Genomic DNA, 22,700 nt, shown 5'->3' with positions numbered 1-22,700 from the left:
GCTTCATGGTGATGCCGATGCGACCGCCGGGCACCGAGGGCTGGACCGAGGACCAGCTCGCCGAGATCGTCACCCGCGACTGCCTGATCGGTGTCGCGCTGCCCAAACCCGGGGGTGAGCACCAACGTCGTCACCGACACCCGGCCCGCACTGCACCCGATCGCGGAGTGACCGTGGACAGTGCAGCGCTACGTGGCGTCATCGACCGGAACCAGGTGTGGCCGCGCATGGCCGCGAAGTACGGCGTCGAGAATCCGGTGCCGCCGTGGAAGACCAGCCTGGACCGGATTGTGCGACGCACTGGACCGCGCCGCCTGCGAGGCTGACGTGCCGACGTTCAAGGAGCGCCGCGACGAGGAGGACGTCCTGGTGGCGACCACCTACTCCGATCTGCCGTACCCCGAGAACCAGCTCGTCGCTCTCGCGCACTCGCTGCTGGCGCGCGGGGTGATCTCGGAGGCCGACCTGCAACACCGGATGGCCGCTGTGCGGGCCCGCCTGGAGGCCACCTAGTACCGCGCTAGTCCGCGGAGCTCAGCGGCGAGCGGCCCGGCAGCTTGAGGTTGCGGTTGGTGCGCCGCGCCTGCAGCCGCCGCCGGCGCACTTTCCACGAACTCCACTCCCCGAGCGTCACGCCCCGCCGCCAGCGCCGTCCCGATCGCGAAGGCGCCCAGCACCGAGGCGAAGCCGACGGCACTCTGGTCGTTGAGGATCGCGTAGATGCCGTGCAGCAGCGCCAGGCCGGCAGCAAGGGCACGATGCCCGCGATCGACACCACCATCGGCGGGGCCAGGTTGCGACGCTCCATGAGCCGGCCGACCAGCCCGATCGGTACCGCCGCCACGAAGGACGCGACGACGGCCCCCAGGCCGGCGCCCTGGGCGAGCAGGAATGCGATGGTGCCCGCCGCCCCGCCGAAGGCGGCCGCGATGGCCGCCGAGCGTTCGGCGTAGCAGGCCAGCGCGTAGGCTGCCGCGCTCGCGGCGCCGAACGCGACGCGGGCGGGGAATTCGGCGATGGCGGGAGGCGAGTGCGCATCGATGGCCACGAACGGCGCGCCGAAACGGTTGGCTAGGTGCAGCACCAGAGCCACGCCGGCGATCGTCGCTCCCGTCATCATCACCAGCTCGAAGAAGCGGCCGGCGGCCGTCACCGGTGCGCCACTGATGACATCGCCGACCGATCCCACCAGGGACAGCCCCGCGAGCAACACCACGAGACCGGCCGCGATGGCCACGCTCGGCTCGAAGTCCAGGCCCAGCCTCGGGCTGAGCCAGTACAGGATGATCGGCGGGGCGGCAGCGATGGCACCGCCGACGGCGTACTGAAAGAAGAACGGCAGACCGTGGCGGTTGAGACGCCGGTTCACGCGGTCGATGGTCATGGTGCTGAGCGCGCTGACCACACAGGCCAGCCACGTCGCGCCGAGCGTGCCTGCGGTGGCGAACGCGAGCGCGCCCCAGGCCAGGGTGGCGATCCACCGGCGGTACGGGTGCGGGGCGATGATGATCTCGTCGAGTTCTGCGCGAGCGTCTCCCGGCGAGATCTGACCGTCGCGGATCTTGGTGATCAACCGGTCGACAGCAGCCAGCCGGCTGAAGTCGATGGACCGCGACTGCACGATGTGCAGGGTGCTGACCGGTGAGGACGGACCGCGGTAGGCGGCGATGTGGATCGTGGTGTTGATGACGTCGACCTCACAGCGCTCAACACCGTAGGCCGATGTGATCGCGGTGACCTGATCCATCGTGGCGGTGGCGGGTGTCCCCGACGCCATCAGGATGGCGCCGATGTTTCCCGCCAGGTCGAGCACATCGCCGACGCGCGCGTAGTAGGCGTCGTCGATGTCTGCCGACGATGCAGGGAGCCGCGGCATCGCGCCGGTCGGCGGGTCGGTCTCCCGCACGATCCGGCTCAAAAGCCCCCGCTGGCGTGACTGCGCGCCCACGGCTGCGCCCTCCTCGGTCCTGTGGATTCGCTCAGCCGTCTCGGTCATGAGCAAAACCTATTTTACTCATGGCAGGCGCAATGACCAGGGCCTGACAGGGTGAGTGTGGGCACATCGCCCTAGGGTTGGACCTGTGGCCACGCGTGAGATCTCCTCGACGGGTGGCCGACTGCTGGTCAGCGAGGACGACGGGCTGATCCAAGCCCGTGGAGTGCGGTATGCGACGGCGGACCGCTTCGCCCCGCCGGTCCCCGTCGCGGTATCCCCCGACCTCGTCGATGCGACGGCGCGCGGCCCTGCCTGTCCGCAACTGCCGTCGCGGCTGGGTTTCATCACCGGGCCCCTGGTCGACGAACTCGACACGAGCGAGCAGTGCCAGGTCCTGAGCGTGACCGCACCGGCCGACGCGACCGACCTTCCCGTGATGGTGTGGTTACACGGCGGCGCGTACGTGTCCGGAAGTGGTGAGGCAGCGAAATACGATGCCGACGCGCTGGTGCGCGAGGGGCGCGTCGTCGTCGTCCGGGTGAGCTACCGGCTCGGCATTCTGGGCTTCCTCAACCTCGCCGATGCGGGCTGCGACAACCTGGGCCTGCAGGACCAGATCGCCGCGCTGCGGTGGGTGCAGAACAACATCGCCGCGTTCGGCGGTGATCCTCGACGAGTCACGGTGTTCGGCCAGTCCGCGGGCGGCTACTCGGCGCTGGCCCTGATGATGTGCCCGGAGACGCAGACCCTGTTCTCGCGGGCGATCCTGCAGAGCGCACCGCTGGGCGTCCACGGTGTGGACCGCACCGCGATGGTCGCGGCCATGCGGGAGTCAGCGTTGGCACGGTTGTCGGGCGTCGCACCGGGCACCGCGGACATCGGGCTGCTGATGGAGGCGCAGGTGGCCGCACTGAACGCTGCCGCGCCGTTCGGCATGATCGGCAAGATGCCGTTCGCCCCGACGGTGGAACAGGCGCCGATGGGTGCGGCGATGACGTCTGCGGCGTCGCGCGTCGAGATTCTCGTCGGGTACACCCGCGACGACGCGCTGCCGTTCGTGATGCTCGACCAGCGCGGCGCCCGGTTGCGCCGGCTGGGAGCAGTCGGCGCTGCGGCGTCATCGGCGGCGGGACGCCTGATCACGCGGCAGATGTTCGGCGCCCCCGCGCTGGCGCTCGCCGCTTCCTGGCGCGCGGCCGGCGGGCGGGCTCACACCTACCGCGTCGACTGGACCCCGGGCCCGTTCGGTGCATGCCACTGCATCGAGGTTCCGCTGCTGCTGGGTTCACGCGAAACATGGTCGGACGCACCGATGTTGGGTTCCGACGGGGTCGACGACGAGTTGGCGGCACGTGTTCGCACACAGTGGAGCGCTTTCGCACACGGTTGCTGATCGAACGAAAACACCCCCGGCCCAACAGGACCGGGGGTGTTTCGTCACTTGCTAGTGGTGGTGATGACCGTGCCCATGGCTGTGGCCATGAGCGTCGCCCTCCGGCTCAGCCGGCTTGTCGACAACGGCGGTCTCGGTGCTGAGCACCATACGCCATGTGACCAGCTCACCTCCACTACGCGCGGCTACGACGTCGCCTGACACTCGGCCGCGTTGCAGTACACCGGAGGGCCGTCCTTCCATTGACGGCTCTCCGGTCTCACTCTCGGTCGACTAGGAGGTAACTGCGCGCAGCCCGGTCGCCGATGAGTTCCGCTGCCTTGTAACAAGTCTCGATGAGTTCAACTAGATCGACGTAAGCAAGTGGATCTTCTGCGCCGATCGCAAGGTGATCCTTCTGTGGCGCAATGCCATACGGGTCTTGCGGCCCGAAAGGGCGACGCTTCTTGTTCAGGCTGTCCGTATCGATCAGGCGGTGACTTGTGTGCTGCACCGCATGGCGTATCTCTTGGATGCGTCGGACTGATTCGGCATTCGGCTCAGGCGATCGAGTTCCCACGCCCGCGGCGCGAAGGGCCTGCAGGGCTTCTACCGCCCGATGTGTGGCGTCTACGCAGTTCTCCAGGTGGTCGCAGGCCCGTAGGAGGTACGGGACCATGTCCAGTGAACCGCCTTCAATCTTCTGGACGCCGAATAAGCGACCGGCCTCTCTTGCCGCGTTGTATTCGCGGATGGCCTTATCGACAAGCCTGGTGAGGTGCACATAGCCCCAGAGGTAACGCCGGTCCGCTTTTAGCTCTGGCGGGACGCCGCCCTTATATCTCAGGGTTGCCCGTGCCCGCACGCTCGCCTGCTGGAGGTGGTCGAGAGGCGGCAGCACGGGAGTGTCAGGAACCTTGTCGACCATCCCTCAGGTCAGCGTCCGTAGGACGGCTGCTCGTATCCCCCATACGGTTGCTGCGACGGCGGCGGCGAATACTGCTCACACGCAGACGGGTAGTCCGAGCATGCTTTGATCGCGTCTCGCACATCACAGAGTCCGGCGACGTCGAAGAAACTGCAGAACGGCCCCGCTGAAGCGGCGGGCGCAAAGCTCAATGCTGCTCCCAGCAGCAAGGTGGCCAGGCCACCGATCAGGTATTTCATCCCATTCCCCCTCCGTACACCGACAGGCGTCCGAGAAGCTTATCCACTGCATTTAGCAAAGCGAATCGATTTCGCGATAGCTGCGGACTGGGCGCCGTCCGTACGCCAGGGGGTTGACCCCCAGGCCCCCTCCACGACCGGTCGGTAATGCGGGTGCCGGATCGGATGCGACGCATAGCTCAGTTTTCAACTTGCTGACCAGCGCAAACGCGCATAACCCCAGGCCAGGATCCACCACTAAGGCCCCGTTTCGGGCCAGAAACGAGGTCAAACGCGCCCGAAACAGGCACCGAAGAAGCACCAACGATCCCGCAGTGCCCGACCGGCATGAAGAGTCGCGGCAGGCGACTCTGGCGCGAGCTGCACACCTCTGCAGACTTCAACGAGAGCCGCGAGACCTGGACCGTGATCGAGGAGGCGTGCTACCTCGCCGACGAGGTCGATCGGTTGCGGCGTTTGGTCCGTACGGCCGGCCCGGATACCCGCGTTACCGGTTACAACGGGCAGCCGGTCTCGATACCCGAAGTGGACGATCTCCACAAGAGCCAGAGCCTCTTGCTCTCGATGCTCAAGTCGATCCGCGTCGACACCGACGGCGGCGACGGCAAGCTCACCCGCAGCCGAGCCGGCCAGCGGGCTGCTGACGCACGGTGGCACGAATGAGGGCCGGCAAGAGGCGGCAGCAGGCCACCACCCGCAGACAGCCGACCACGGCGCTGGTCGACGTGATGAAACGTCGATTCGCCAATCCGGATCTGCGCTCCCACGCGCAGTTCCTCGCCGACATGCGAGCCAAGCAAGCGGCAGGCCAGCTCACCAATCCCGCCACCGCAGCACTACTAGACCGATTGGAACGAGCCATTGACCTACGCGAACGCTGACGATGTCGCCGCGCTGCTGGCGCGAGATCTCGACGCAGCCGAGACCGCTCTGGTCGAGCGCCGGCTCGATCAGGTCGAGCGGATGATCCTCCGCAGAATCCCAGACCTTGTCGGCCAGACCGAGGCAGGCCAGATCGACCCCGACGACGTTCGCGACGTAGGGGCAGAGGCCGTCTACCGCGTCGTCCGCAACCCGGACGGCGTCTACTCCGAGTCTGACCGCAACTACACCTACACCAAGTCGGCTGCGGCAGCCGACAACTCACTGAGGATCACCCCCGAGGAGTGGCAGACCCTCGGGGTGAGGGTCGGGAGATGTTCGCCATCTCGCCCCGGATAGGAGTCCGAGCATGAGCCTCCTCAACCGAGGCCCCGTGGTCGTCACCGTCTACCCCGAAGTCCAGGACGAGGACAGCGACGGCAACAAACGCACCCGGCCTGGGTCGGTCGGTGTCGTCGTCCGGGCATCCGTGCAGCCGATCAACTCGTCGGAGAACACGGACGGTAGCGCGTTCAACACCACCACCCGATACCGCCTCAGACTGGCCGGCGGTTGGCCCACCGGAGGCGGCGTCCTCGGCGCACAGCGCGCCGCGGAGTGGCGCGGAGTGGCGCGGAGTGGCGCGGCAAGCGGTACACGATCGAGGGTGACGCCGAGCTCCACACCGGCAGTCGGCGCACCACCCACGCCATCTACACGATGGTTCGATCCTGAAAGACGAAGAACGGCACCGCCGAAGCGGTGCCGCCTTCCGCTCTGCGAGTAGCCGTTATCCGGTGGCGCGCAGAATCTCGTACTGGAACGTCGCACGACCGGCGTAACCGCCGAAGTCGATGACGAGGTGCCATTCGGCCGCGTACGGGACCGCAATTGACACGGGAGACCGCTGTGCGTGGCCCCCGTAGTACTTGGCCCGTTGGCCCGACTGGAACGCACGAAAGTTCGAGCGATCGAAGATCCGCACGTTCGGCCCGTCACCCTGAATGCTGACGCGCACAACGGAACCTGCCGGGAGGTGGCCGAGATTGGCCGTTTTGCCGTTCATAGGCGTTCGTTCTCCTCAATAGCGTCGAGAGGACGAACGGAGAAACGCCAGAACCCGGTTCTCTGCGAAACGGATCTTGCCTCGGTGTAACGTGACGACGGCATCCTCAGAAAATGCAGCCACGAAGCCCTCAGCCCTGGCGGATCTCCACCCCCAACGGTTGAGGGTTTCGTCTTGCTCCTCTCGGCGTCAAGAACGCTACACCCGCGCACCGACACCGCACGGGGCCAAGCCGCGTTTTGAATTTCGTCGTCTGAGTTCGCAGGTCAGAGGCACTCTTTCCCGCAACCCTCGGCGTGTCGGACCATCGATTTGTCGGTGACCACCACTAAGGTGCGCTGCCGTTGTTGGCTGTGCCGACTAACGGAGCATGCCGCCGAGGTACCATGGCCGGTCGCGCGCCCACACCGACACCTTTCTCCGCAGCGCCGCTGCCTCGTTCCTCGGCCTCCACTCCGCTGGGATGGAACCCGCCTTTCGCATATCGCGGGCACGGCGCCAGGTGTGGTTGACCGAACGCAGATGGCTCGGAAAATCTGCGATCCGCGCCTCACTCCAGTTCGTCGGAGGTTCGTAGTCGGGAGGGCACCCCAGCTCGATGAATCGGAGTCGCTGCATTCGCGTCTGCTTGTAGCTTGCGATTAGGAGAAGTACCGTCGCGAACCACCACATTGTGGCGAACACGAACCCGTATATGTCGAGCGGAGTCAGACCGTCCCAGGGCTTCTGCCCACGCACGACCATCCACACCGACGACAGCGCCACGCCCACTGGGAAACCGATCGAGATCATCGTCCATTTGAATCGGTTCCAGTCCGTCGGGATGTGGTGGGCGGCAGCAACCTTGCTGGCGAGCAGGTCTGCATGCCGCATCACGATCTCGTGCTGATGCGGCTGACGCTCCGGGTCTATGACATTCACCGTCTCGGCGTGCTTCCGCAGCCGCCAGGACCAGAATCGGGCCGGCGTGAACGGCAGACTGACGACCGCCGCCAACAGCGTTGCCAGACCTGTGGCGATGCCCACCAAAGTTAGAGCAGACTCCACTGGCCGATCGTATGCAGCGCGGGCGACGAAGCCGGACAGGCGCGTGGGATGCTGAGGCATGTTCGAAGAGCACCAACAGGCGTGGCTCAAAATGGTCGACGAGCGGACCGGAGGCAGCGAGCGACATCTGGCCGCAGCGGAGGCCATACTGGCCAACACGTCGGTACCAGCACCGCATGTCGATGCAGCCGAGGAACTCGTGAGGTTCAATCTCGTGTTCCCGCAGAAGCCGGATGGCTCGTACGAGGCGAACCTGTTCCCGAAGTTCTAGTCAAAGCGCACGGCAGAAAAGAGAAACACCCCCGGCCCAACAGGACCGGGGGTGTTTCGTCACTTGCTAGTGGTGGTGATGACCGTGCCCATGGCTGTGGCCATGAGCGTCGCCCTCCGGCTCAGCCGGCTTGTCGACAACGGCGGTCTCGGTGCTGAGCACCATACGTGCCACCGACGCGGCATTGACGACCGCGGACCGCGTCACCTTGACCGGATCGACGACACCGTCGGCGATCAGATCGCCGTACTCGAGCGTCGCGGCGTTGAACCCCTGTCCCGCAGGCAGTTCCGACACCTTGTTGACGACGACCGAACCGTCCAGCCCGGCGTTGGTGGCGATCCAGTACAGCGGCGAGGACAGCGCGGCGGCGAACACGCCGACGCCGAGCGCCTCGTCTCCGGAGAGCTCCCCGCGCAGCGTGTCGAGTGCATTGCGGGCCTGGACCAGCGCCGCACCGCCACCGACGACGACACCCTCTTCGACGGCAGCCTTGGCTGCGGCCACGGCATCCTCGACGGCTTCCTTGCGCTTCTTCAGGTCGGTCTCGGTGGCCGCGCCGACCTTGATGACCGCAACACCGCCCGCGAGCTTCGCCAGCCGCTCCTCGAGCTTCTCCCGATCCCAGTCGGAATCCGAAGCCTCGATCTCCGAACGCAATTGCGACTTGCGGCCGTCGATGGCGTCCTGGGTGCCGCCGCCGTCGACGATCACCGTGCTGTCCTTGGACACGACGACACGGCGCGCGGTGCCGAGCACCTCGAGGCCGACGTCACGCAGGATCAGACCCACGTCGGGGGTTGACGACCTGCCCGCCGGTGACGACCGCGAGGTCGTCGAGGAATGCCTTGCGACGGTCACCGAAGAACGGCGCCTTGACGGCGACGGCCTTCAGCGTCTTGCGGATCGCGTTGACGACCAGCGTCGAGAGCGCCTCGCCCTCAACGTCTTCGGCGACGATGAGCAGCGGCTTGCCGGCCTCGGCGACCTTCTCCAGAAGGGGCAGCAGGTCGGGAAGAGAGCTGATCTTCTCGCGGTGCAGCAGCACCAGCGCGTCTTCGAGAACTGCTTCCTGGGAATCGAAGTCGGTGACGAAGTAGGCCGAGATGAAGCCCTTGTCGAAACCGACTCCTTCGGTGATCTCCAGCTCAGTGTTCATCGTCGAGGACTCCTCGACGGTGACGACGCCGTCGGTGCCCACCTTGGTCATGGCCTCGCCGACCAACTCGCCGACCAGCTCGTCACGCGAGGACACCGTGGCGACCTGTGCGATGGCCTTCTTGTCGGCGACCGGCGTGGCCGCAGCCAACAGCGCCTCCGACACGGCGTCGGCGGCCTTGCTGATGCCCGAACCGAGCGCGATCGGGTTGGCGCCCGCCGCCACGTTCCGCAGGCCGGCCTTGACGAGCGCCTGGGCCAGCACGGTGGCGGTGGTGGTGCCGTCGCCGGCGACGTCGTTGGTCTTGGTGGCCACCGACTTGACCAGCTGTGCGCCGAGGTTCTCGAAGGGATCCTCGAGATCGATCTCGCGGGCGATGGTCACGCCGTCGTTGGTGACGGTCGGTCCACCCCAGGCTTTGGCGAGCACCACGTGGCGACCGCGGGGACCCAGCGTCACCTTGACCGCGTCGGCGAGCTTGTCGACGCCCACTTCCATGGCGCGACGCGCGGTTTCGTTGAACTCAATTTGCTTGCTCATGAATGTCTTTCCCTAGGACGGGTGTAACGCGCACCGCCCCGGACATCACCCGTCGATACGGGAACGTCCGGGGCGGAACACGATTCGCTTACTTGGAGACGACAGCCAGCACGTCGCGGGCCGAGAGGATCAGGTACTCCTCGCCGTTGTACTTGATCTCGGTGCCGCCGTACTTGCTGTAGATGACCACGTCGCCCTCAGACACGTCCAGAGGAATCCGCTTCTCGCCGTCCTCATCCCAGCGGCCGGGGCCTACTGCGACGACGGTGCCTTCCTGCGGCTTTTCCTTGGCGGTGTCGGGGATGACCAGACCGGAAGCGGTCGTGGTCTCGGCCTCGTTGGCCTGTACGAGGATCTTGTCCTCGAGTGGCTTGATGTTGACTGCCACGATTGGAGCCCCTTCACTGGAAATATTGATGTGGGTGTGCGTACACGGCGGTCAGTGACCGCCCTCGCGCCGTCGTCGCGGGTGCCGACACAGGGCTGAACCGACTGCCGCCTAGCACTCTATACATGCGAGTGCTAGGTCCTCAAGGTTGGGGTTCCTGTGTACGCCCCGAGCGAACGGCGGCGGATTCATCCCCAGCCTCCGAGTTATCCACAGGCTGGGATTTTGCCGCGCCGGGCCGGGCGGGCCGTGGGTAATTTAGTACATATGTTCGAATTGACGCGGGTGGGTGAGGCGGATCTGGTCGATGTGGTGACCAGTTCGGTGGCCGCTGCTGCGCGCGCCGAGGCGATCTCGTTGGCGGCGATCGCTGAACTGTGGCGGCGTCGGCGTCGCCCGGAGCGGGAGCGGTGGGTGTGTGCGGACTGGGACGCCACGGCCGCCGAGATCGGTGCTGCGCTGTCGATCAGCCCGGGGCGGGCGTCGGCGCTGATGGACCTGGCGGTGGCGCTGCGTGATCGCTTCCCTGGTCTGGGGGCGCTGTTGGCCGATGGGCGGGTGACGCTGGATGTGGTGCGCACGGTGGTGTCCCGCACCGCGCTCGTGGTCGATCCCGCCACGTTGGCGCGGCTCGACGGGCACTTCGTCGACGCGGCCAGCTGCTGGGGTGTGTTGTCGCAGAAGAAGCTCGAGGCCGCCATCGATGTGCGGATCGAGACCTATGACCCCGATGCGGTGCGGCGGGTGCGGGATCGGTCGCGGGATCGGTCGTTCACCATCGGGGACCGTCACGACACTGCCGGCATCACCACCGTCTACGGGCAGCTGGCCGCCTCGGATGCGGCGCTGCTGTCAGCGCGGTTGGCGATGCTGATCGCCTCGGTGTGTGAGTTCGATCCACGCACCCTGGATCAGAAACGCGCCGACTCGATCGGCGCGATGGCCGCCGGTGCCACAGCCCTGTCGTGCCGCTGCGGCCGCCCCGACTGCGCGGCCGCAGCAGTCGATGACCGCCGCGCCTCCAGCATCACGATCACCGTCATCGCCGATCAGGCCGCCCTCGACGCCGAACCCGACCCTGCGCTGCACGGCGAACCTCCCCAACCCGCCTACACCCCACGCAAGGGGCGGCCTGTCGAGGCCGATGAGCCCGTGGACGCCGAGTGTGTCGAGAAGTCAAGCGCCGCTGGGCAATCAGATGCGCCAGATAGTTCGACGACCACCCCTGCCGTGAAGACCACCGAGCAGCCCACACCGGCGGGCAGGCGACGCGCGGCGCTGATCGTGGGCCCCGGCGGCGGGATCGTGCCCGCACCGCTGTTGGCCGAACTGATCGCCCACGGCGCCACGGTCCGCTTCGTCGGCGATACCGACTGCCTGGCCACCAACGGCTACCGACCCTCAGCCGCGCTGGACCGGTTCGTGCGCTCGCGGGATCTGACGTGCCGCTTCCCCGGCTGCGACCGCCCCGCCACCCACGCCGACATCGACCACACCGTGCCCTACCCGCTCGGCGCCACACATCCGGCCAACACCAAATGCTATTGCCGCCAACACCATCTACTGAAAACGTTCTGGGACGGGTGGACCGAACGCCAAACCCCCGACGGACGACTGCATCTGATCAGCCCGACCGGCCACACCTACACCACCACACCGCTATCGGCGCTGCTGTTCCCATCATGGAACACCCGCACCGAACCACCACCCAACCACACCACCACCACGCAGCGACCCACCCCGGGCCGCCACCTCAAGATGCCCACCCGCTCCCGCAGCCGCACCCAGAACCGCGCCGCCTACATCCGCAGAGAACGCGAACTCAACCACCGCGAACGAGCCCTCGAACACGTCGGTATCGAACGACCACAACAGGATTGGTGCGACTACTCCGCCCCGCCCGCCGGTAGCGACCCACCGCCGTTCTAGCGGAGTCGGCGGGGGTCCATCAGCAGGTGGTCGGAAACGTCACCGATCATCTCGACATCGACCGTGCGCTCGGTGAAGTACCAGCCGTTCTCGTCGCGGGCAAAGGTGTCCGCGTACCGTCCGACGACGATCGGCTGCAGCGCAACGGAATCCGTTTGCTGTACGACGCAGAACGTGGACCGCGCGGTAGCAGTGTCGCCGGTGACATCGACGATCGGATTGAGGACGAGATGGCGGGTTCGCGGGGTGTTGCCGTGGTCGGGGAAGCGGCGGGTCGTCGCGGCGAACAGGGCCGCGATCGCCCCACTACCCGCGACACCCATGAAGTTGCCTCGGCCCAACAGCTGGCCGACCCCGTCGAAGTCGCCGGCGTCGATCAATTCGGCGTAGCGGTAGAGCAGTTCGGTGACAGCCAACGAGTCGGCCCACCCGGTCACGCGACCTGCCCCCGCACCACCGGCAGGCCCGGATCGCTCGCGACACCGAGCGGTGACGGCTCGGCACCCGCCGCAATCAGGTGCGCGGCGAACGACGCGATCATCGCCCCGTTGTCCGTGCACAACCGCGGCCGCGGCACCCGAAGCGTCAGACCCGCTGCCACGCAACGCTCCTCGGCCAGCTCCCGCAGACGCGAATTCGCCGCCACGCCACCGGCGATCAGCAGCGTCGACACACCCAGCTCGCCGGCCGCGCGCACCGCCTTCGCCGTCAGCACGTCTGCGACCGCCTCCTGGAAACCCGCCGCGATGTCCGCCTGCGAGGCCTCCGGGTGACTCTCCACATATCGCGCCACTGCCGTCTTGAGGCCCGAGAAGCTGAATGCATACCGGTCGTCTCGGGGGCCCGTCATTCCGCGGGGAAAGACGATCGCGCCCGGGTCGCCCTCACGCGCCAATTCGTCGAGCACCCGGCCACCCGGGTATCCCAGACCCAGCAGCCGCGCCACCTTGTCGTAGGCCTCCCCCGCCGCGTCGTCGACCGTCGAGCCCAGCTCCACGATCGGCTCACCGAGCGACCGCACATGCAGAAGATTGGTGTGCCCGCCGGACACCAGCAGACCGATGCTCTCCGGCAACGGCCCGTGATCGAAGACGTCGGCAGCCAGATGTCCGCCGAGATGGTTCACCGCATAGAACGGCACCTGCCACGCCGCCGCATACGCTTTCGCCGCGGCCACCCCCACCAGGAGTGCCCCCGCCAATCCCGGGCCGATCGTCGCCGCGACGACGTCCGGCCGGTCGATGCCCGCCGCCTGCAGAGCGCGTCGCATCGTCGGCCCCAACGCTTCGAGATGGGCGCGCGACGCGATCTCCGGCACGACTCCACCGAACCGGGCGTGCTCGTCGACGCTGGAGGCCACCTCGTCGGCCAGCAGCGTCACCGTCCCGTCGTCGTCCAACCGCGCGATACCGACACCGGTCTCGTCGCACGAACTCTCGATCGCCAAGATGATCATCGCGGCTCCCGCTTCATCGAATAGGCGTCGGCGCCGCTGACGCGGTAGTACCGCTTGCGCAGCCCGATCCGCGCGAAACCCTCGCTCTCGTAGAGCTTGATTGCGGCCTCGTTGTCGGTACGGACCTCCAGGAAGATCGCCCCACCATCGGCGTAATCGACCAGCCTGCGCAACATCTCCCGGCCGATGCCGTGACCTTGATACGTGGGGTCGACGGCGATCGTGTGCACCTCGTACTCGAAGGGTTTGCACCGCCCCAGCCGCGCGATACCGGCATAGCCCACCAGCTTGTCGTCGGCGCGGGCCGCCACGTAGTGATTGTGCTTGGCCGCGAGCTCGGCCAGAAAGGCGCGCTCGGGCCACGGATCGTCCCCGTCGAACAGCTGTGCCTCGAGTTCGGCGCAGCGCGCTGCGTCCGCCGCCGTCAGCGTCGCGTACTGCACGTTCATCGCTTCGCCACCGACGGTTTCGCATCGGGTCTGCGCAGATACAGCGGCACCAGCGGCTCCGGCTCACCGTCCCAATCCGCCACGGCCGCAACCAGACCCGCGGCTGTGGGCGATACGGGCGCGAGCCTCGGCAGCTCGAACAGCGCCGCATGCTCGGGTGAACCGGCCACCGCAGCCGCGCCGGCCGGCACGTCGGCCGCAACGCTGACCGCCGGGCCGTCCACCCTCACCCCGTCGCGATACCGCGCCCAGTACACCTCACGCCGGCGCGCATCGGTGACGACGAGTACCTCCCCCGTCGTCCCCGCCGCGATCGCATCCAGGCTGCACACGCCGCGCACCGCGACGCCGAGTGCGTGTCCGAACGCCGCCGCCGTCGCCATGCCCACTCGCAACCCCGTGAACGGCCCCGGCCCGCACCCGACCACCACGGCATCCAGCGCACTCACCTCGACGTCCGCGTCCGCCAGAGCCCCGACGATGTTGGGCGTCAACGTTTCTGCGTGCGCACGCGGGTCCACGGTCACCCGCTCGGCGAGCACCTCGATTCCGGAGCCCATCCGCACCACCCCGGCGGTCACCGCGGGAGTGGCTGTGTCGACGGCCAGCACCAGCCTGCTCATGGCCTACTCCACTGCCAGATCGCCGTGCGCTCGTCACTGTCCGCGGTCCGCTCGAGCCGGATGTCGAGGTGCCGCTCCGACAACCGCTCGGCGACCCCCTCGCCCCATTCCACGACGACGACCGCGTCGTCGAGATCGGTTTCGAGATCCAGCGAGTCGAGTTCGGCGAGCAGATCCACCGAACTCTCGTCCAGCAACCGGTACAGATCGACGTGCACCATGTCCGCCGTATCGGGTCGACGCGCCCGATGCACCCGGGCGAGGACGAACGTCGGCGACAGCACGGGCCCCTCGACGTCCATCCCCTCGGCGATTCCCTTGGCCAGCACCGTTTTTCCCGCACCGAGTGGACCGGACAGCACCACCAGATCGCCGGCGCGCAGCTCACGGCCCAGTTCGGCACCGAACGCCAACGTGTCCTGCGCGCTGGCCAGTTGCTGCACCCCCGAGTCAGCCATTGCGCACCCGATCCCGCACCCGGCGGGTGATCGCCACCAGCTTCGACGGTGTCGACCTCTCGACCAACCTGACCAACGCCTCGTCGATGATCTCGGGCTGCTCCAACTGCACCAGATGTCCTGCGCCACCGACGATCACCAATTCGGACTTCGGCAGCACCTCGGCCATCTCCCGCGACGACTCGGCCGGGGTCAACAGATCGCGGTCGCCGCACGCGATCAGCGTCGGCACCTTCCGCAGCGTCGCCAGGCCCGCGGTCTCGTCGTGCACTTCCAACGCGTGCAGGAACTCGACGAGCGTGGCGATCGCGGTGTCGTGCATCATCCTCTCGGAGAACGCCACCACACTCGGGCTGATCTTCTCGTCGCCGTAGGACGCGGCCCGCAGGATGGGCCCGATCACCGACCGCGCGCTGCCACGGAACCGGTGCACCGTCTTGGGCGCATAGCGTGCAGCGAACTGAACTGCCTCCAGCGCAGGGTTTTTGAGGATCTCGCCGAGGGGCGAACGCGACACCCCTTCGGCGGCGGAGGCGATGATCGCCGCGCCGACGATGCGGCTCGGGTAACGCTGCGGGTACTGGCGGGCGTGGGAGAGCACTGTCATCCCGCCCATCGAGTGCCCGACGAGCACCACCGGTCCGCGCGGCGCCATGACCGCCAGCACGCTCTCGAGGTCCTGGCCCAGCTGTTCGACCGTGTAGGTGTCCGGCGGCGCCTCGCCGGACTGTCCGTGGCCCCGCTGGTCGTAGAAGACCATGCGCACCTGCGCGCCCCACTGCTCGCTCAGGCGGGCCCGCTGAAAGTGGAAGGAGCCCATGCGAAGACAGAAGCCGTGCGCGAAGACGACCGTCAGCGGCGCGTCCGTCGGGCCGACCTCCCGCACCGCCAGCGGCACCCCGTCCGGCGTGGTGACGACCGAGCTGCGGTCGGCATCGAGCAGCTCGAAATCCTCGTCCCGGTACGGATCGTCGTCCGTCACCCGGCGGCGCAGCGAGCGCGCCGCGGTGACCCCTGCCGCCGAGCCGACGGCGACGACCCCCGCCGCCCCCGCCAGCCATCCGGCCCGGGGGCTCATCGCCCACCACCCTGGTATGCCCGGGTGATGCGGCCGCGCGGGCTGGTGACCACCTCGTAGTTGATGGTGCCGAGCAGGTCCGCCCACTCCTGCGCCGTCGGCTCACCCCGGGTGCCCGGGCCGAACAGGATCGCCTCGTCGCCCTCGCTCACCCCGACCGGCCCAGGCCCCAGATCCACCACGAACTGGTCCATGCAGACGCGCCCCACATTCGGATAGCGACGGCCGTTGATCTGCACCGAGAACTTGTTGCTCAGCAGGCGGAACACCCCGTCGGCGTATCCGGCGGGGATCAGCGCGACCGTCGTATCGGACTCGGCGATCCATGTGTGCCCGTAGGACACACCGTCGCCGGCGCGCAGCGAACGCACCATCGCAACGGGGCACGTCAGCGTCATCGCCGGCCGCAGCCCCATGTCGCCCCGCTCCGGGATCGGCGTCTGGCCGTAGACCGCGATGCCCGGCCGGACCATGTCGAAGGCGAGGTCGGGCCGGGTCAGCGCGGCCGGGGAGTTGCTCAGGTGCACGACGTCGACGTGCACCCCTGCTCCGCGCGCCGCGGAGGCCATCTCGGTGAGCCGCTGCGCCTGCACGCTGTTGAACGGGTGGTCGGGGCTGTCACCGTGCGCCAGGTGTGACATCAGGCCTCGTACCCGCACCGCGCCGTCGGAGGCGGCGTCGCGCAGCGCGGTGACGACGGCCGGAAAGTCGGCCGGGGCGACACCGTTGCGGCTGAGCCCGGTGTCGGCCTTGATCGTCACAGTCGCGGTGCGACCGGTCCGCTGGACCGCCGACACCACCTGCTCGATCTGCCGCACCGACGAGATAGCGACCTCGACGTCGGCCGACAGCGCGGGCGCGAAATCCATGCCGGGCGAATGCAGCCAGGCGAGCACCGGTGCCGTGATGCCGTCGCGGCGCAGCGCCAGGGCCTCGTCGACGGTCGCGACGCCCAGCTGGGCCGCGCCCGCGGCCAGCGCCGCCCGCCCGACAGCGGTCGCGCCGTGCCCGTAACCGTCGGCCTTGACGACGGCCATGACTGCGGCCGTGCCGGCGCGTTCGCGCAGCACGGAGATGTTGTGCGCGATGGCGTCGAGATCGACGGTCGCCGTCGGCACGTGCTGGGTCGTGTGCTGGGTCGTGTTCAGTGCGTTGATCACCGCCCCCGATTGTCCCAGGCCGCCGTCGGACGCGGGTCAGTGGGCGAAGTGCGCCTCGTCGGAGAACCCGCCCACGCCGGTCTTGTCGAGCTTGCCGAGTACCTCGACGATATCGTCGCGCAGCGCGCGGGCCAGGTTCGCCGAAAAGCCCTCACGCACCACGATGCGCAGCACTGCGACGTCCGTGGCGTTGTCGGGCATCGTGTAGGCCGGCACCTGCCAGCCGTAGCTGCGCAACAGCGCCGACACGTCGAACACCGTGTACTTCGTGCCCTTCACCAGTGTGAACGCGACGACCGGGATCGCCGATCCGTCCGAGATCACCTCGAAGACATCCATCCCGGCGATCTCCCGCGCCAGCCACTGCGCGGTATCGGACAGGCAGTGCATCACCGTGGTGTAGCCGTCGCGACCCAGCCGCAGGAAGTTGTAGTACTGCCCGACGACCTGATTGCCGGGTCGGGAGAAGTTCAGCGTGAACGTCGGCATGTCCCCGCCGAGGTAATTGACCCGGAACACCAGCTCCTCGGGCAGGTGGTCGGCGTTGCGCCACACGACGAACCCGATGCCGGGATAGGTCAGCCCGTATTTGTGCCCGCTGACGTTGATCGACACCACCCGCGGCAGCCGGAAGTCCCACACCAGGTCCGGGTGCACGAACGGCACCACGAAGCCGCCGCTGGCCGCATCGACGTGCACCGGGATGTCGAGGCCCTTGTCGGACGCCAGTGTGTCGAGTGCGGCGCAGATGTCGCCGACGGGTTCCAGCTCCCCGGTGAACGTGGTGCCCAGGATCGCCACGACACCGATGGTGTTCTCGTCGACGGTGTCGAGGACCTGCTCCGGGGTGATGACGTAGCGCCCGTGTTCCATCGGCAGGTAGCGCGCCTCGACGTCGAAGTAGCGGCAGAACTTCTCCCACACCACCTGGACGTTGGAGCCCATCACCAGGTTCGGCGTGCGGCCCTTCCAGTCCTGCCCGGCCGCCTCGAGCTTCTGCCGCCACCGCCACTTGAGCGCCAGCCCGGCCAGCATCACCGCCTCACTCGAGCCGACCGTCGACACCCCGATCGCGCTGGACGGGTCGTCGTCGCGCAGATTGTCGGCGTGGAACAGGTCGGCCACCATGCACACGCAGCGCTGCTCGATCGCGGCCGTCACCGGGTACTCGTCCTTGTCGATCATGTTCTTGTCGAACGTCTCCGACATGAGTTGCCCGGCTTCGGGATCCATCCACGTCGTGACGAAGGTCGCCAGGTTCAGCCGCGAGCTGCCGTCGAGCATCAGCTCGTCGTGGATGAAGCGGTAGGTCTGATCGGGCTCCATCGACTCGTCGGGCAGGCGCAGGGCCGGAATCGGGGAGGTGGACAGGCGGCCGCAGTACGCGGGGGTCAGCGAGGAGTGGCGCGACATGTTGGGCATGTGGTCCTTTCTAGAGGATCGAACCGAGCGCCGTTCGCAGATGAGCCAGGATGCGTGAGGCCGACGTCGGCGCCGGCGCCGGTCCAGGATCGTGAGCCGCGAGGTCGGCGGCCCGGGCGTGCACGAATGCCGCTGCCGCAGCGGCCTCGGCGGGCGGCAGACCGGCGGCGAGCAGCGCCCCGATGACCCCGGAGAGCACGTCGCCGGATCCCGCGGTCGCCGCCCACGCCTGGCCCGCGACGTTGAGGTACACCGGCCCACCCGGTTCCGCGACAACCGTCACGTTCCCCTTCAGCAGGACGGTGGCGCCCAGCCGGTCGGCGAGCCCGCGGGCGGCGGCGACGCGGTCCTCCCCGGGCGGGCCGCCGGCCAGCCGGGCGAACTCGCCGGCATGCGGGGTCAGCACGGTCGGGGCCTCCCGGCCCTCGATCAGGTCGGGGCGGGCGGCCAGGATGGTCAGCCCGTCCGCGTCGACGAGGACCGGCAGGTCGGTGTCCAGTGCGAAGGCCAACGCGGCCTCGCCGTCGGAGTCGGTGCCGAGACCCGGGCCGACGACCCACGCCTGCACGCGCCCCGCGCGTTGCAAATCTTTCGTCGCGATCACCTCGGGCCAGTGCGAAACGACCTCGGCCGCAGCGGTTCCCGCGTAGCGCACCATTCCGGAGTGCGCCGCGACGGCAGCGCCGGTACACAGGATCGCCGCGCCCGGATACGTCGCGGAGCCGGCCATCACGCCGGTCACGCCCTGGCTGTACTTGTCGTCGCTGCGGCCGGGCAGGGGCCAGCGGGCGGCGACGTCAGCAGCCTCGAATCCCCGGATGTCGGCTTCAGGCAGCTGTAATCCGATGTCGACGAGTTCGACATGGCCGCAGGGTCCGAGCGCGTGCACGGGTTTGAGACCACCGAAGGTCACCGTCACCGCAGCCGTGACGTGGGGCCTGTCGGCGGCGCCGGTCGCGACGTCGACCCCGCTGGGGACGTCGACGGCGACCACGGGCGCGTCCGTCCCGGCGAACACGGCGGCGGCGGCAGCCCGCAACGGCCCGGTGGCGCCGATGCCCACCACCCCGTCGATCACGAGATCGGTTGCCGGCGGCACCTTTTCGACGATCCGGCCGCCAGCCCTGCGGAACGCGGCCAGCGCCGCGGGATGGGCCCGCGACGGGTCGAGCAGCACGGCCGAGGCACCCGCGCCGCGCCGGCGCAGGAAGGTCGCGGCCCACAGCGCGTCACCACCGTTGTCCCCGGAGCCGACCACCGCGCAGACGCTCTTGCCCGATACCGTTCCCAGCTCACGCATGATGGCCGTGGCCAGCCCGAACGCGGCCCGGCGCATGAGCTTGCCGTCGGGAAGTGACGCCAGCAGCGGCGCCTCGGCGTCGCGGATCTGCTGGGCGGAGTAGTAGTGCCGCATCGACCCAACGGTACGTGGGTAATCGACCCTCATGGATCTGACAGAGGAGTTGCTCGCACTCGAGCACGGCGGCTGGCGGTCACTCTGCGAGGGCACCGGCGACCGCTTCTACGGCGACGTCATGACCGACGACGCACTGATGGTGCTGGCCAACGGCGCGGTGATGGATCGGGCGACTGTGGTCTCGGCGCTGGGCCAGTCACCGCCGTGGGCGCGTTACGCGATCGACGACGTCCAGGTGATCACGATCGCCCCCGACACCGCGGCGCTGGTCTACACAGGCACGGGCTGGCGTGACGGCCCCGATAATGGCCACGAGGAACCGTTCGTCGGCGCGATGTCATCGGTCTACCATCGCGCCGACGGCGGCTGGAAGCTCGCGCTGTATCAGCAGACCATCCGCCAATAGGACTGGCGCTATTGCGGTTTGGTGCCGCTCTGCGCGTCGGCCAACGTCGGGTAGAGGTCGATGATCTCGTCGATCTTCATCATGCGTAGCGGCCGAGCCGTCGCGGGCCCGTCGGCGACGACGCGCAGCGAGATGCCCCCGCGCTCGGTGAGGCGGTGGGTCTCGACCAGCATGCTGATGCCGGCCGACGACAGAAAGCCCACTCCGGTGATGTCGACGATCAGCGTCTTCGGGGCGTCGGCCAGAGCGATGTCCAGATAGGTGCCCAGCGTCGGGGCGGTCAGCACGTCGAGGTCGCCCTCGACCTGCAGGACCACCGTCGCGTCGTCGCGCTGCGGGCGGACGACGAAGCGGCCGCGATGTTGTTCGTGCACGTTCATCCTGTGCCCCCGAAGGTCGGACGAACACCAGGCACAGCCATGGCGACCGTGCGTGTCCGTGTTTCGTGCGGCAGTGGGCCGCAGTGACGGCGAATTCCGTCGTACACCGGGCGCGAGGCACCGGTGGCCGCTGCTTGCAGAACGGCTGTTGCTCGGTTTATCGGCCCCGGGGAGGGCAGCGTTAACAGAACGGCCTTAATTCTTCCTTATATTGACGGAAGAGTCACAATCGCGCTGGTCAGAAGGTTACTCGACGGTAACCGACTTGGCGAGGTTGCGGGGCTTGTCGACGTCGTAGCCGCGGGCCTGGGCCACTCCGGCGGAGAACAGCTGCATCGGGATGGTCGAGAGCAGCGGTTGCATCAGCGTGGAGACGGCCGGGATCTCGATCAGGTGATCGGCGTAGGGTGCCACGGTGTCGTCGCCCTCCTCGGCGATGACGATCGTGACCGCGCCGCGCGCCTGGATCTCGCGGATGTTGGACAGCAGCTTGGAGTGCAGTGTCGGGGAGTTCTTCGGCGACGGCATGACCACGATGACTGGTAGGTCGTCCTCGATCAGCGCGATCGGGCCGTGCTTGAGCTCGCCGGCGGCGAACCCCTCGGCGTGCATGTAGGCCAGCTCTTTGAGCTTGAGCGCACCCTCGAGCGCTACCGGGTAGCCGACGTGGCGGCCCAGGAACAGGACTGTCTGCGCCGACGCGAACCGGGTGGCCAGCGCCGTGACCGGCTCGCTGGTGGCCAGCACCCGCGAGATCAGCTCGGGCATGGCCTCCAGATCGCGGTACTCGCGGGCCACCTCATCGGGGTACTTGGTGCCGCGGGCCTGGGCCAGCGCGAGGCCGACCAGGTAGTTCGCCGCGATCTGGGCCAGGAACGTCTTCGTCGAGGCGACCCCGACCTCCGGGCCGGCGCGGGTGTAGAGCACCGCGTCGCATTCGCGGGGGATCTGGCTGCCGTTGGTGTTGCACACCGCCAGCACCTTGGCCTTCTGCTCCTTGGCGTGGCGCACCGCCTCGAGCGTGTCGGCGGTCTCCCCGGACTGCGAGATCGCCACGACCAGGGTGTGGCTGTCGAGCACGGGATCGCGGTAGCGGAACTCGCTGGCCAACTCGACCTCGACGGGCAGCCGCGTCCAGTGCTCGATCGCGTACTTGGCCAGCAGCCCGGAGTGATACGCCGTGCCGCACGCGACGACGAACACCTTGTCGACGTCGCGCAACTCCTGATCGGAGAGGCGCTGCTCGTCGAGCACGATGCGGTTGTCGGCGAAATGGCCCAGCAGCGTGTCCGACACCGCGGCGGGCTGCTCAGCGATCTCCTTGAGCATGAAGTAGTCGTAGCCACCCTTCTCGGCGGCCGAGGTGTCCCAGTCGATGTGGAATTGCCGGTAATCCTGGGTCTCGTTGCCGGCGAAGTCGGTGATCCGGTACCCGTCGGCGGTGACCACGACGGCCTGGTCCTGCCCCAGCTCGACCGCATCGCGGGTGTGCTCGATGAACGCCGCGACATCGGAGCCGACGAACATCTCCCCGTCACCGACCCCGACCACCAGCGGCGTGGACCGCCGCGCGGCCACGATCGTGCCCGGATCGTCGGCGTGGGCGAAGACCAGCGTGAAGTGGCCCTCCAACCGGCGCAGCACCGCGAGCACCGACGCCGGGAAATCACCGGCATAGGGGCCCGAGTCGTACTCGCGGGCCACCAGATGCACCGTCACCTCGGTGTCGGTGTCACTGGCGAACTCCACCCCGGCGGCTTCGAGCTCCCCGCGCAACGCAGCGAAGTTCTCGATGATGCCGTTGTGCACCACCGCGACCTTGCCGCTGGCGTCACGGTGCGGGTGGGCGTTGCGGTCGGTCGGCCGACCGTGGGTGGCCCAGCGGGTGTGTCCCAGCCCCGTCGATCCGGCCAGATCCTCGCTGCCCTGCTCCTCGAGCGCGGCCTCCAGATTGGCCAGCCGGCCCGCCTTGCGCTGCACGGTCAACCCGCCGCGCCCGTCGAGCAACGCCACCCCCGAGGAGTCGTACCCGCGGTACTCCATCCGCCGCAGCGCGTCGACGACGATGCCGCAGGCGGGGCGTTGCCCCACGTAGCCCACGATTCCGCACATAGC

General features: G+C 68.1%; 24 protein-coding genes and 4 pseudogenes. 9 read left to right on the top strand and 19 right to left on the bottom strand.

The window, feature by feature from the left end:
- A pseudogene (locus PGN37_RS16675) lies at positions 1-171 on the top strand (nitrile hydratase subunit alpha); the annotation flags it as partial.
- 56 nt (positions 172-227) lie between these two features.
- A pseudogene (locus PGN37_RS16670) lies at positions 228-513 on the top strand (thiocyanate hydrolase).
- Positions 514-520: 7 nt separating this feature from the next.
- Here the strand turns inward: PGN37_RS16670 and PGN37_RS16665 are convergent.
- Positions 521-1,996 (bottom strand): threonine/serine exporter family protein, encoded by a 1,476-nt coding sequence (locus PGN37_RS16665; protein ID WP_335332107.1) that lies wholly within the window; start codon positions 1,994-1,996, stop codon positions 521-523.
- Between the two features lie 85 nt (positions 1,997-2,081).
- Here PGN37_RS16665 and PGN37_RS16660 point away from each other — a divergent pair, with 85 nt between their 5' ends.
- The gene (locus tag PGN37_RS16660) at positions 2,082-3,329 is read left to right on the top strand and encodes a carboxylesterase family protein (RefSeq protein ID WP_335332106.1); all 1,248 of its coding nucleotides are present in this window, start codon (positions 2,082-2,084) and stop codon (positions 3,327-3,329) included.
- Positions 3,330-3,380: 51 nt separating this feature from the next.
- On the opposite strand, the pseudogene PGN37_RS27345 reads toward PGN37_RS16660, so the two are convergent.
- The 3 genes and pseudogenes from PGN37_RS27345 to PGN37_RS16650 form a co-directional block, all read right to left on the bottom strand.
- Positions 3,381-3,482: pseudogene (locus tag PGN37_RS27345) on the bottom strand (hypothetical protein); the annotation flags it as partial.
- A gap of 106 nt (positions 3,483-3,588) precedes the next feature.
- On the bottom strand, positions 3,589-4,236 hold the full coding sequence (locus PGN37_RS16655; RefSeq protein ID WP_335332105.1) for a hypothetical protein: 648 nt from the start codon (positions 4,234-4,236) through the stop codon (positions 3,589-3,591).
- An 8-nt stretch (positions 4,237-4,244) separates the two neighbouring features.
- Positions 4,245-4,475: a hypothetical protein gene (locus PGN37_RS16650; protein WP_335332104.1), complete on the bottom strand. Its 231-nt coding sequence runs from the start codon at positions 4,473-4,475 to the stop codon at positions 4,245-4,247.
- A gap of 327 nt (positions 4,476-4,802) precedes the next feature.
- Here PGN37_RS16650 and PGN37_RS16645 point away from each other — a divergent pair, with 327 nt between their 5' ends.
- The 3 genes from PGN37_RS16645 to PGN37_RS16635 are packed head-to-tail and all read left to right on the top strand — an operon-like array spanning position 4,803 to position 5,696.
- Entirely contained in the window at positions 4,803-5,138 is a 336-nt protein-coding gene (locus PGN37_RS16645) for a hypothetical protein (RefSeq protein WP_335332103.1), read from the top strand.
- Entirely contained in the window at positions 5,135-5,356 is a 222-nt protein-coding gene (locus PGN37_RS16640) for a hypothetical protein (protein ID WP_335332102.1), read from the top strand. Before PGN37_RS16645 ends, PGN37_RS16640 begins: the two co-directional genes overlap by 4 nt.
- On the top strand, positions 5,337-5,696 hold the full coding sequence (locus PGN37_RS16635) for a Gp19/Gp15/Gp42 family protein (protein ID WP_335332101.1): 360 nt from the start codon (positions 5,337-5,339) through the stop codon (positions 5,694-5,696). Before PGN37_RS16640 ends, PGN37_RS16635 begins: the two co-directional genes overlap by 20 nt.
- A 430-nt stretch (positions 5,697-6,126) precedes the next feature.
- Here the strand turns inward: PGN37_RS16635 and PGN37_RS16630 are convergent, their stop codons facing one another.
- Together PGN37_RS16630 and PGN37_RS16625 are read right to left on the bottom strand one after the other, a co-directional pair.
- A complete protein-coding gene (locus tag PGN37_RS16630; protein ID WP_335332100.1) occupies positions 6,127-6,402 on the bottom strand; it encodes a DUF1883 domain-containing protein in 276 nt (91 codons plus the stop codon).
- 360 nt (positions 6,403-6,762) lie between these two features.
- A complete protein-coding gene (locus PGN37_RS16625) occupies positions 6,763-7,449 on the bottom strand; it encodes a hypothetical protein (RefSeq protein ID WP_335332099.1) in 687 nt (228 codons plus the stop codon).
- A gap of 58 nt (positions 7,450-7,507) precedes the next feature.
- On the opposite strand from PGN37_RS16625, the gene PGN37_RS16620 reads away from it, so the two are divergent.
- Entirely contained in the window at positions 7,508-7,720 is a 213-nt protein-coding gene (locus PGN37_RS16620) for a hypothetical protein (RefSeq protein WP_335332098.1), read from the top strand.
- 66 nt (positions 7,721-7,786) lie between these two features.
- Here the strand turns inward: PGN37_RS16620 and groL are convergent.
- A pseudogene (gene groL / locus PGN37_RS16615) lies at positions 7,787-9,419 on the bottom strand (chaperonin GroEL).
- Positions 9,420-9,507: 88 nt separating this feature from the next.
- Positions 9,508-9,810, bottom strand: a complete 303-nt coding sequence (gene groES / locus PGN37_RS16610) for a co-chaperone GroES (protein ID WP_032668542.1) — start codon at positions 9,808-9,810, stop codon at positions 9,508-9,510.
- Between the two features lie 264 nt (positions 9,811-10,074).
- Between groES and PGN37_RS16605 the strand changes: the two genes are divergently transcribed.
- Positions 10,075-11,736 carry an HNH endonuclease signature motif containing protein gene (locus PGN37_RS16605; protein ID WP_335332097.1) on the top strand — a complete coding sequence of 554 codons (1,662 nt, stop codon included), beginning with the start codon at positions 10,075-10,077 and terminating at the stop codon, positions 11,734-11,736.
- On the opposite strand, the gene PGN37_RS16600 is transcribed toward PGN37_RS16605, so the two are convergent.
- The 9 genes from PGN37_RS16600 to PGN37_RS16560 are packed head-to-tail and all read right to left on the bottom strand — an operon-like array spanning position 11,733 to position 19,796.
- Positions 11,733-12,173, bottom strand: a complete 441-nt coding sequence (locus PGN37_RS16600) for a nuclear transport factor 2 family protein (RefSeq protein WP_335332096.1) — start codon at positions 12,171-12,173, stop codon at positions 11,733-11,735. The genes PGN37_RS16605 and PGN37_RS16600 overlap by 4 nt on opposite strands.
- Complete coding sequence (tsaD, locus tag PGN37_RS16595) at positions 12,170-13,192, bottom strand: tRNA (adenosine(37)-N6)-threonylcarbamoyltransferase complex transferase subunit TsaD (protein WP_335332095.1); 1,023 nt, start codon at positions 13,190-13,192, stop codon at positions 12,170-12,172. The genes PGN37_RS16600 and tsaD overlap by 4 nt, the downstream gene beginning before the upstream one ends.
- On the bottom strand, positions 13,189-13,641 hold the full coding sequence (gene rimI, locus PGN37_RS16590; protein ID WP_335332094.1) for a ribosomal protein S18-alanine N-acetyltransferase: 453 nt from the start codon (positions 13,639-13,641) through the stop codon (positions 13,189-13,191). Before rimI ends, tsaD begins: the two co-directional genes overlap by 4 nt.
- Positions 13,638-14,264, bottom strand: a complete 627-nt coding sequence (tsaB, locus tag PGN37_RS16585) for a tRNA (adenosine(37)-N6)-threonylcarbamoyltransferase complex dimerization subunit type 1 TsaB (RefSeq protein ID WP_335332093.1) — start codon at positions 14,262-14,264, stop codon at positions 13,638-13,640. Before tsaB ends, rimI begins: the two co-directional genes overlap by 4 nt.
- Complete coding sequence (gene tsaE / locus PGN37_RS16580) at positions 14,261-14,722, bottom strand: tRNA (adenosine(37)-N6)-threonylcarbamoyltransferase complex ATPase subunit type 1 TsaE (RefSeq protein ID WP_335332092.1); 462 nt, start codon at positions 14,720-14,722, stop codon at positions 14,261-14,263. The genes tsaB and tsaE overlap by 4 nt, the downstream gene beginning before the upstream one ends.
- On the bottom strand, positions 14,715-15,800 hold the full coding sequence (locus PGN37_RS16575) for an alpha/beta fold hydrolase (RefSeq protein ID WP_335332091.1): 1,086 nt from the start codon (positions 15,798-15,800) through the stop codon (positions 14,715-14,717). The genes tsaE and PGN37_RS16575 overlap by 8 nt, the downstream gene beginning before the upstream one ends.
- Positions 15,797-16,960 (bottom strand): alanine racemase, encoded by a 1,164-nt coding sequence (gene alr, locus PGN37_RS16570; protein WP_335332090.1) that lies wholly within the window; start codon positions 16,958-16,960, stop codon positions 15,797-15,799. Before alr ends, PGN37_RS16575 begins: the two co-directional genes overlap by 4 nt.
- Before the next feature lie 36 nt (positions 16,961-16,996).
- A complete protein-coding gene (locus tag PGN37_RS16565) occupies positions 16,997-18,382 on the bottom strand; it encodes a glutamate decarboxylase (protein WP_335332089.1) in 1,386 nt (461 codons plus the stop codon).
- 10 nt (positions 18,383-18,392) lie between these two features.
- Entirely contained in the window at positions 18,393-19,796 is a 1,404-nt protein-coding gene (locus tag PGN37_RS16560; RefSeq protein WP_335332088.1) for an NAD(P)H-hydrate dehydratase, read from the bottom strand.
- A gap of 31 nt (positions 19,797-19,827) precedes the next feature.
- On the opposite strand from PGN37_RS16560, the gene PGN37_RS16555 reads away from it, so the two are divergent.
- Positions 19,828-20,205: a nuclear transport factor 2 family protein gene (locus tag PGN37_RS16555; RefSeq protein WP_335332087.1), complete on the top strand. Its 378-nt coding sequence runs from the start codon at positions 19,828-19,830 to the stop codon at positions 20,203-20,205.
- 8 nt (positions 20,206-20,213) lie between these two features.
- Here the strand turns inward: PGN37_RS16555 and PGN37_RS16550 are convergent, their stop codons facing one another.
- Both PGN37_RS16550 and glmS read right to left on the bottom strand, forming a co-directional pair.
- On the bottom strand, positions 20,214-20,585 hold the full coding sequence (locus PGN37_RS16550) for an STAS domain-containing protein (RefSeq protein WP_335332086.1): 372 nt from the start codon (positions 20,583-20,585) through the stop codon (positions 20,214-20,216).
- 246 nt (positions 20,586-20,831) lie between these two features.
- The gene (glmS, locus tag PGN37_RS16545) at positions 20,832-22,697 is read right to left on the bottom strand and encodes a glutamine--fructose-6-phosphate transaminase (isomerizing) (RefSeq protein WP_335332085.1); all 1,866 of its coding nucleotides are present in this window, start codon (positions 22,695-22,697) and stop codon (positions 20,832-20,834) included.
- Positions 22,698-22,700: the final 3 nt, after the last annotated feature.

The organism is Mycobacterium kyogaense, from assembly GCF_036946525.1.
In the GTDB taxonomy this organism is placed as follows: domain Bacteria; phylum Actinomycetota; class Actinomycetes; order Mycobacteriales; family Mycobacteriaceae; genus Mycobacterium; species Mycobacterium kyogaense_A.
The sequence above is the reverse complement of the archived record's forward strand: the minus strand, read 5'-3'. Positions and strand labels throughout refer to the sequence as shown.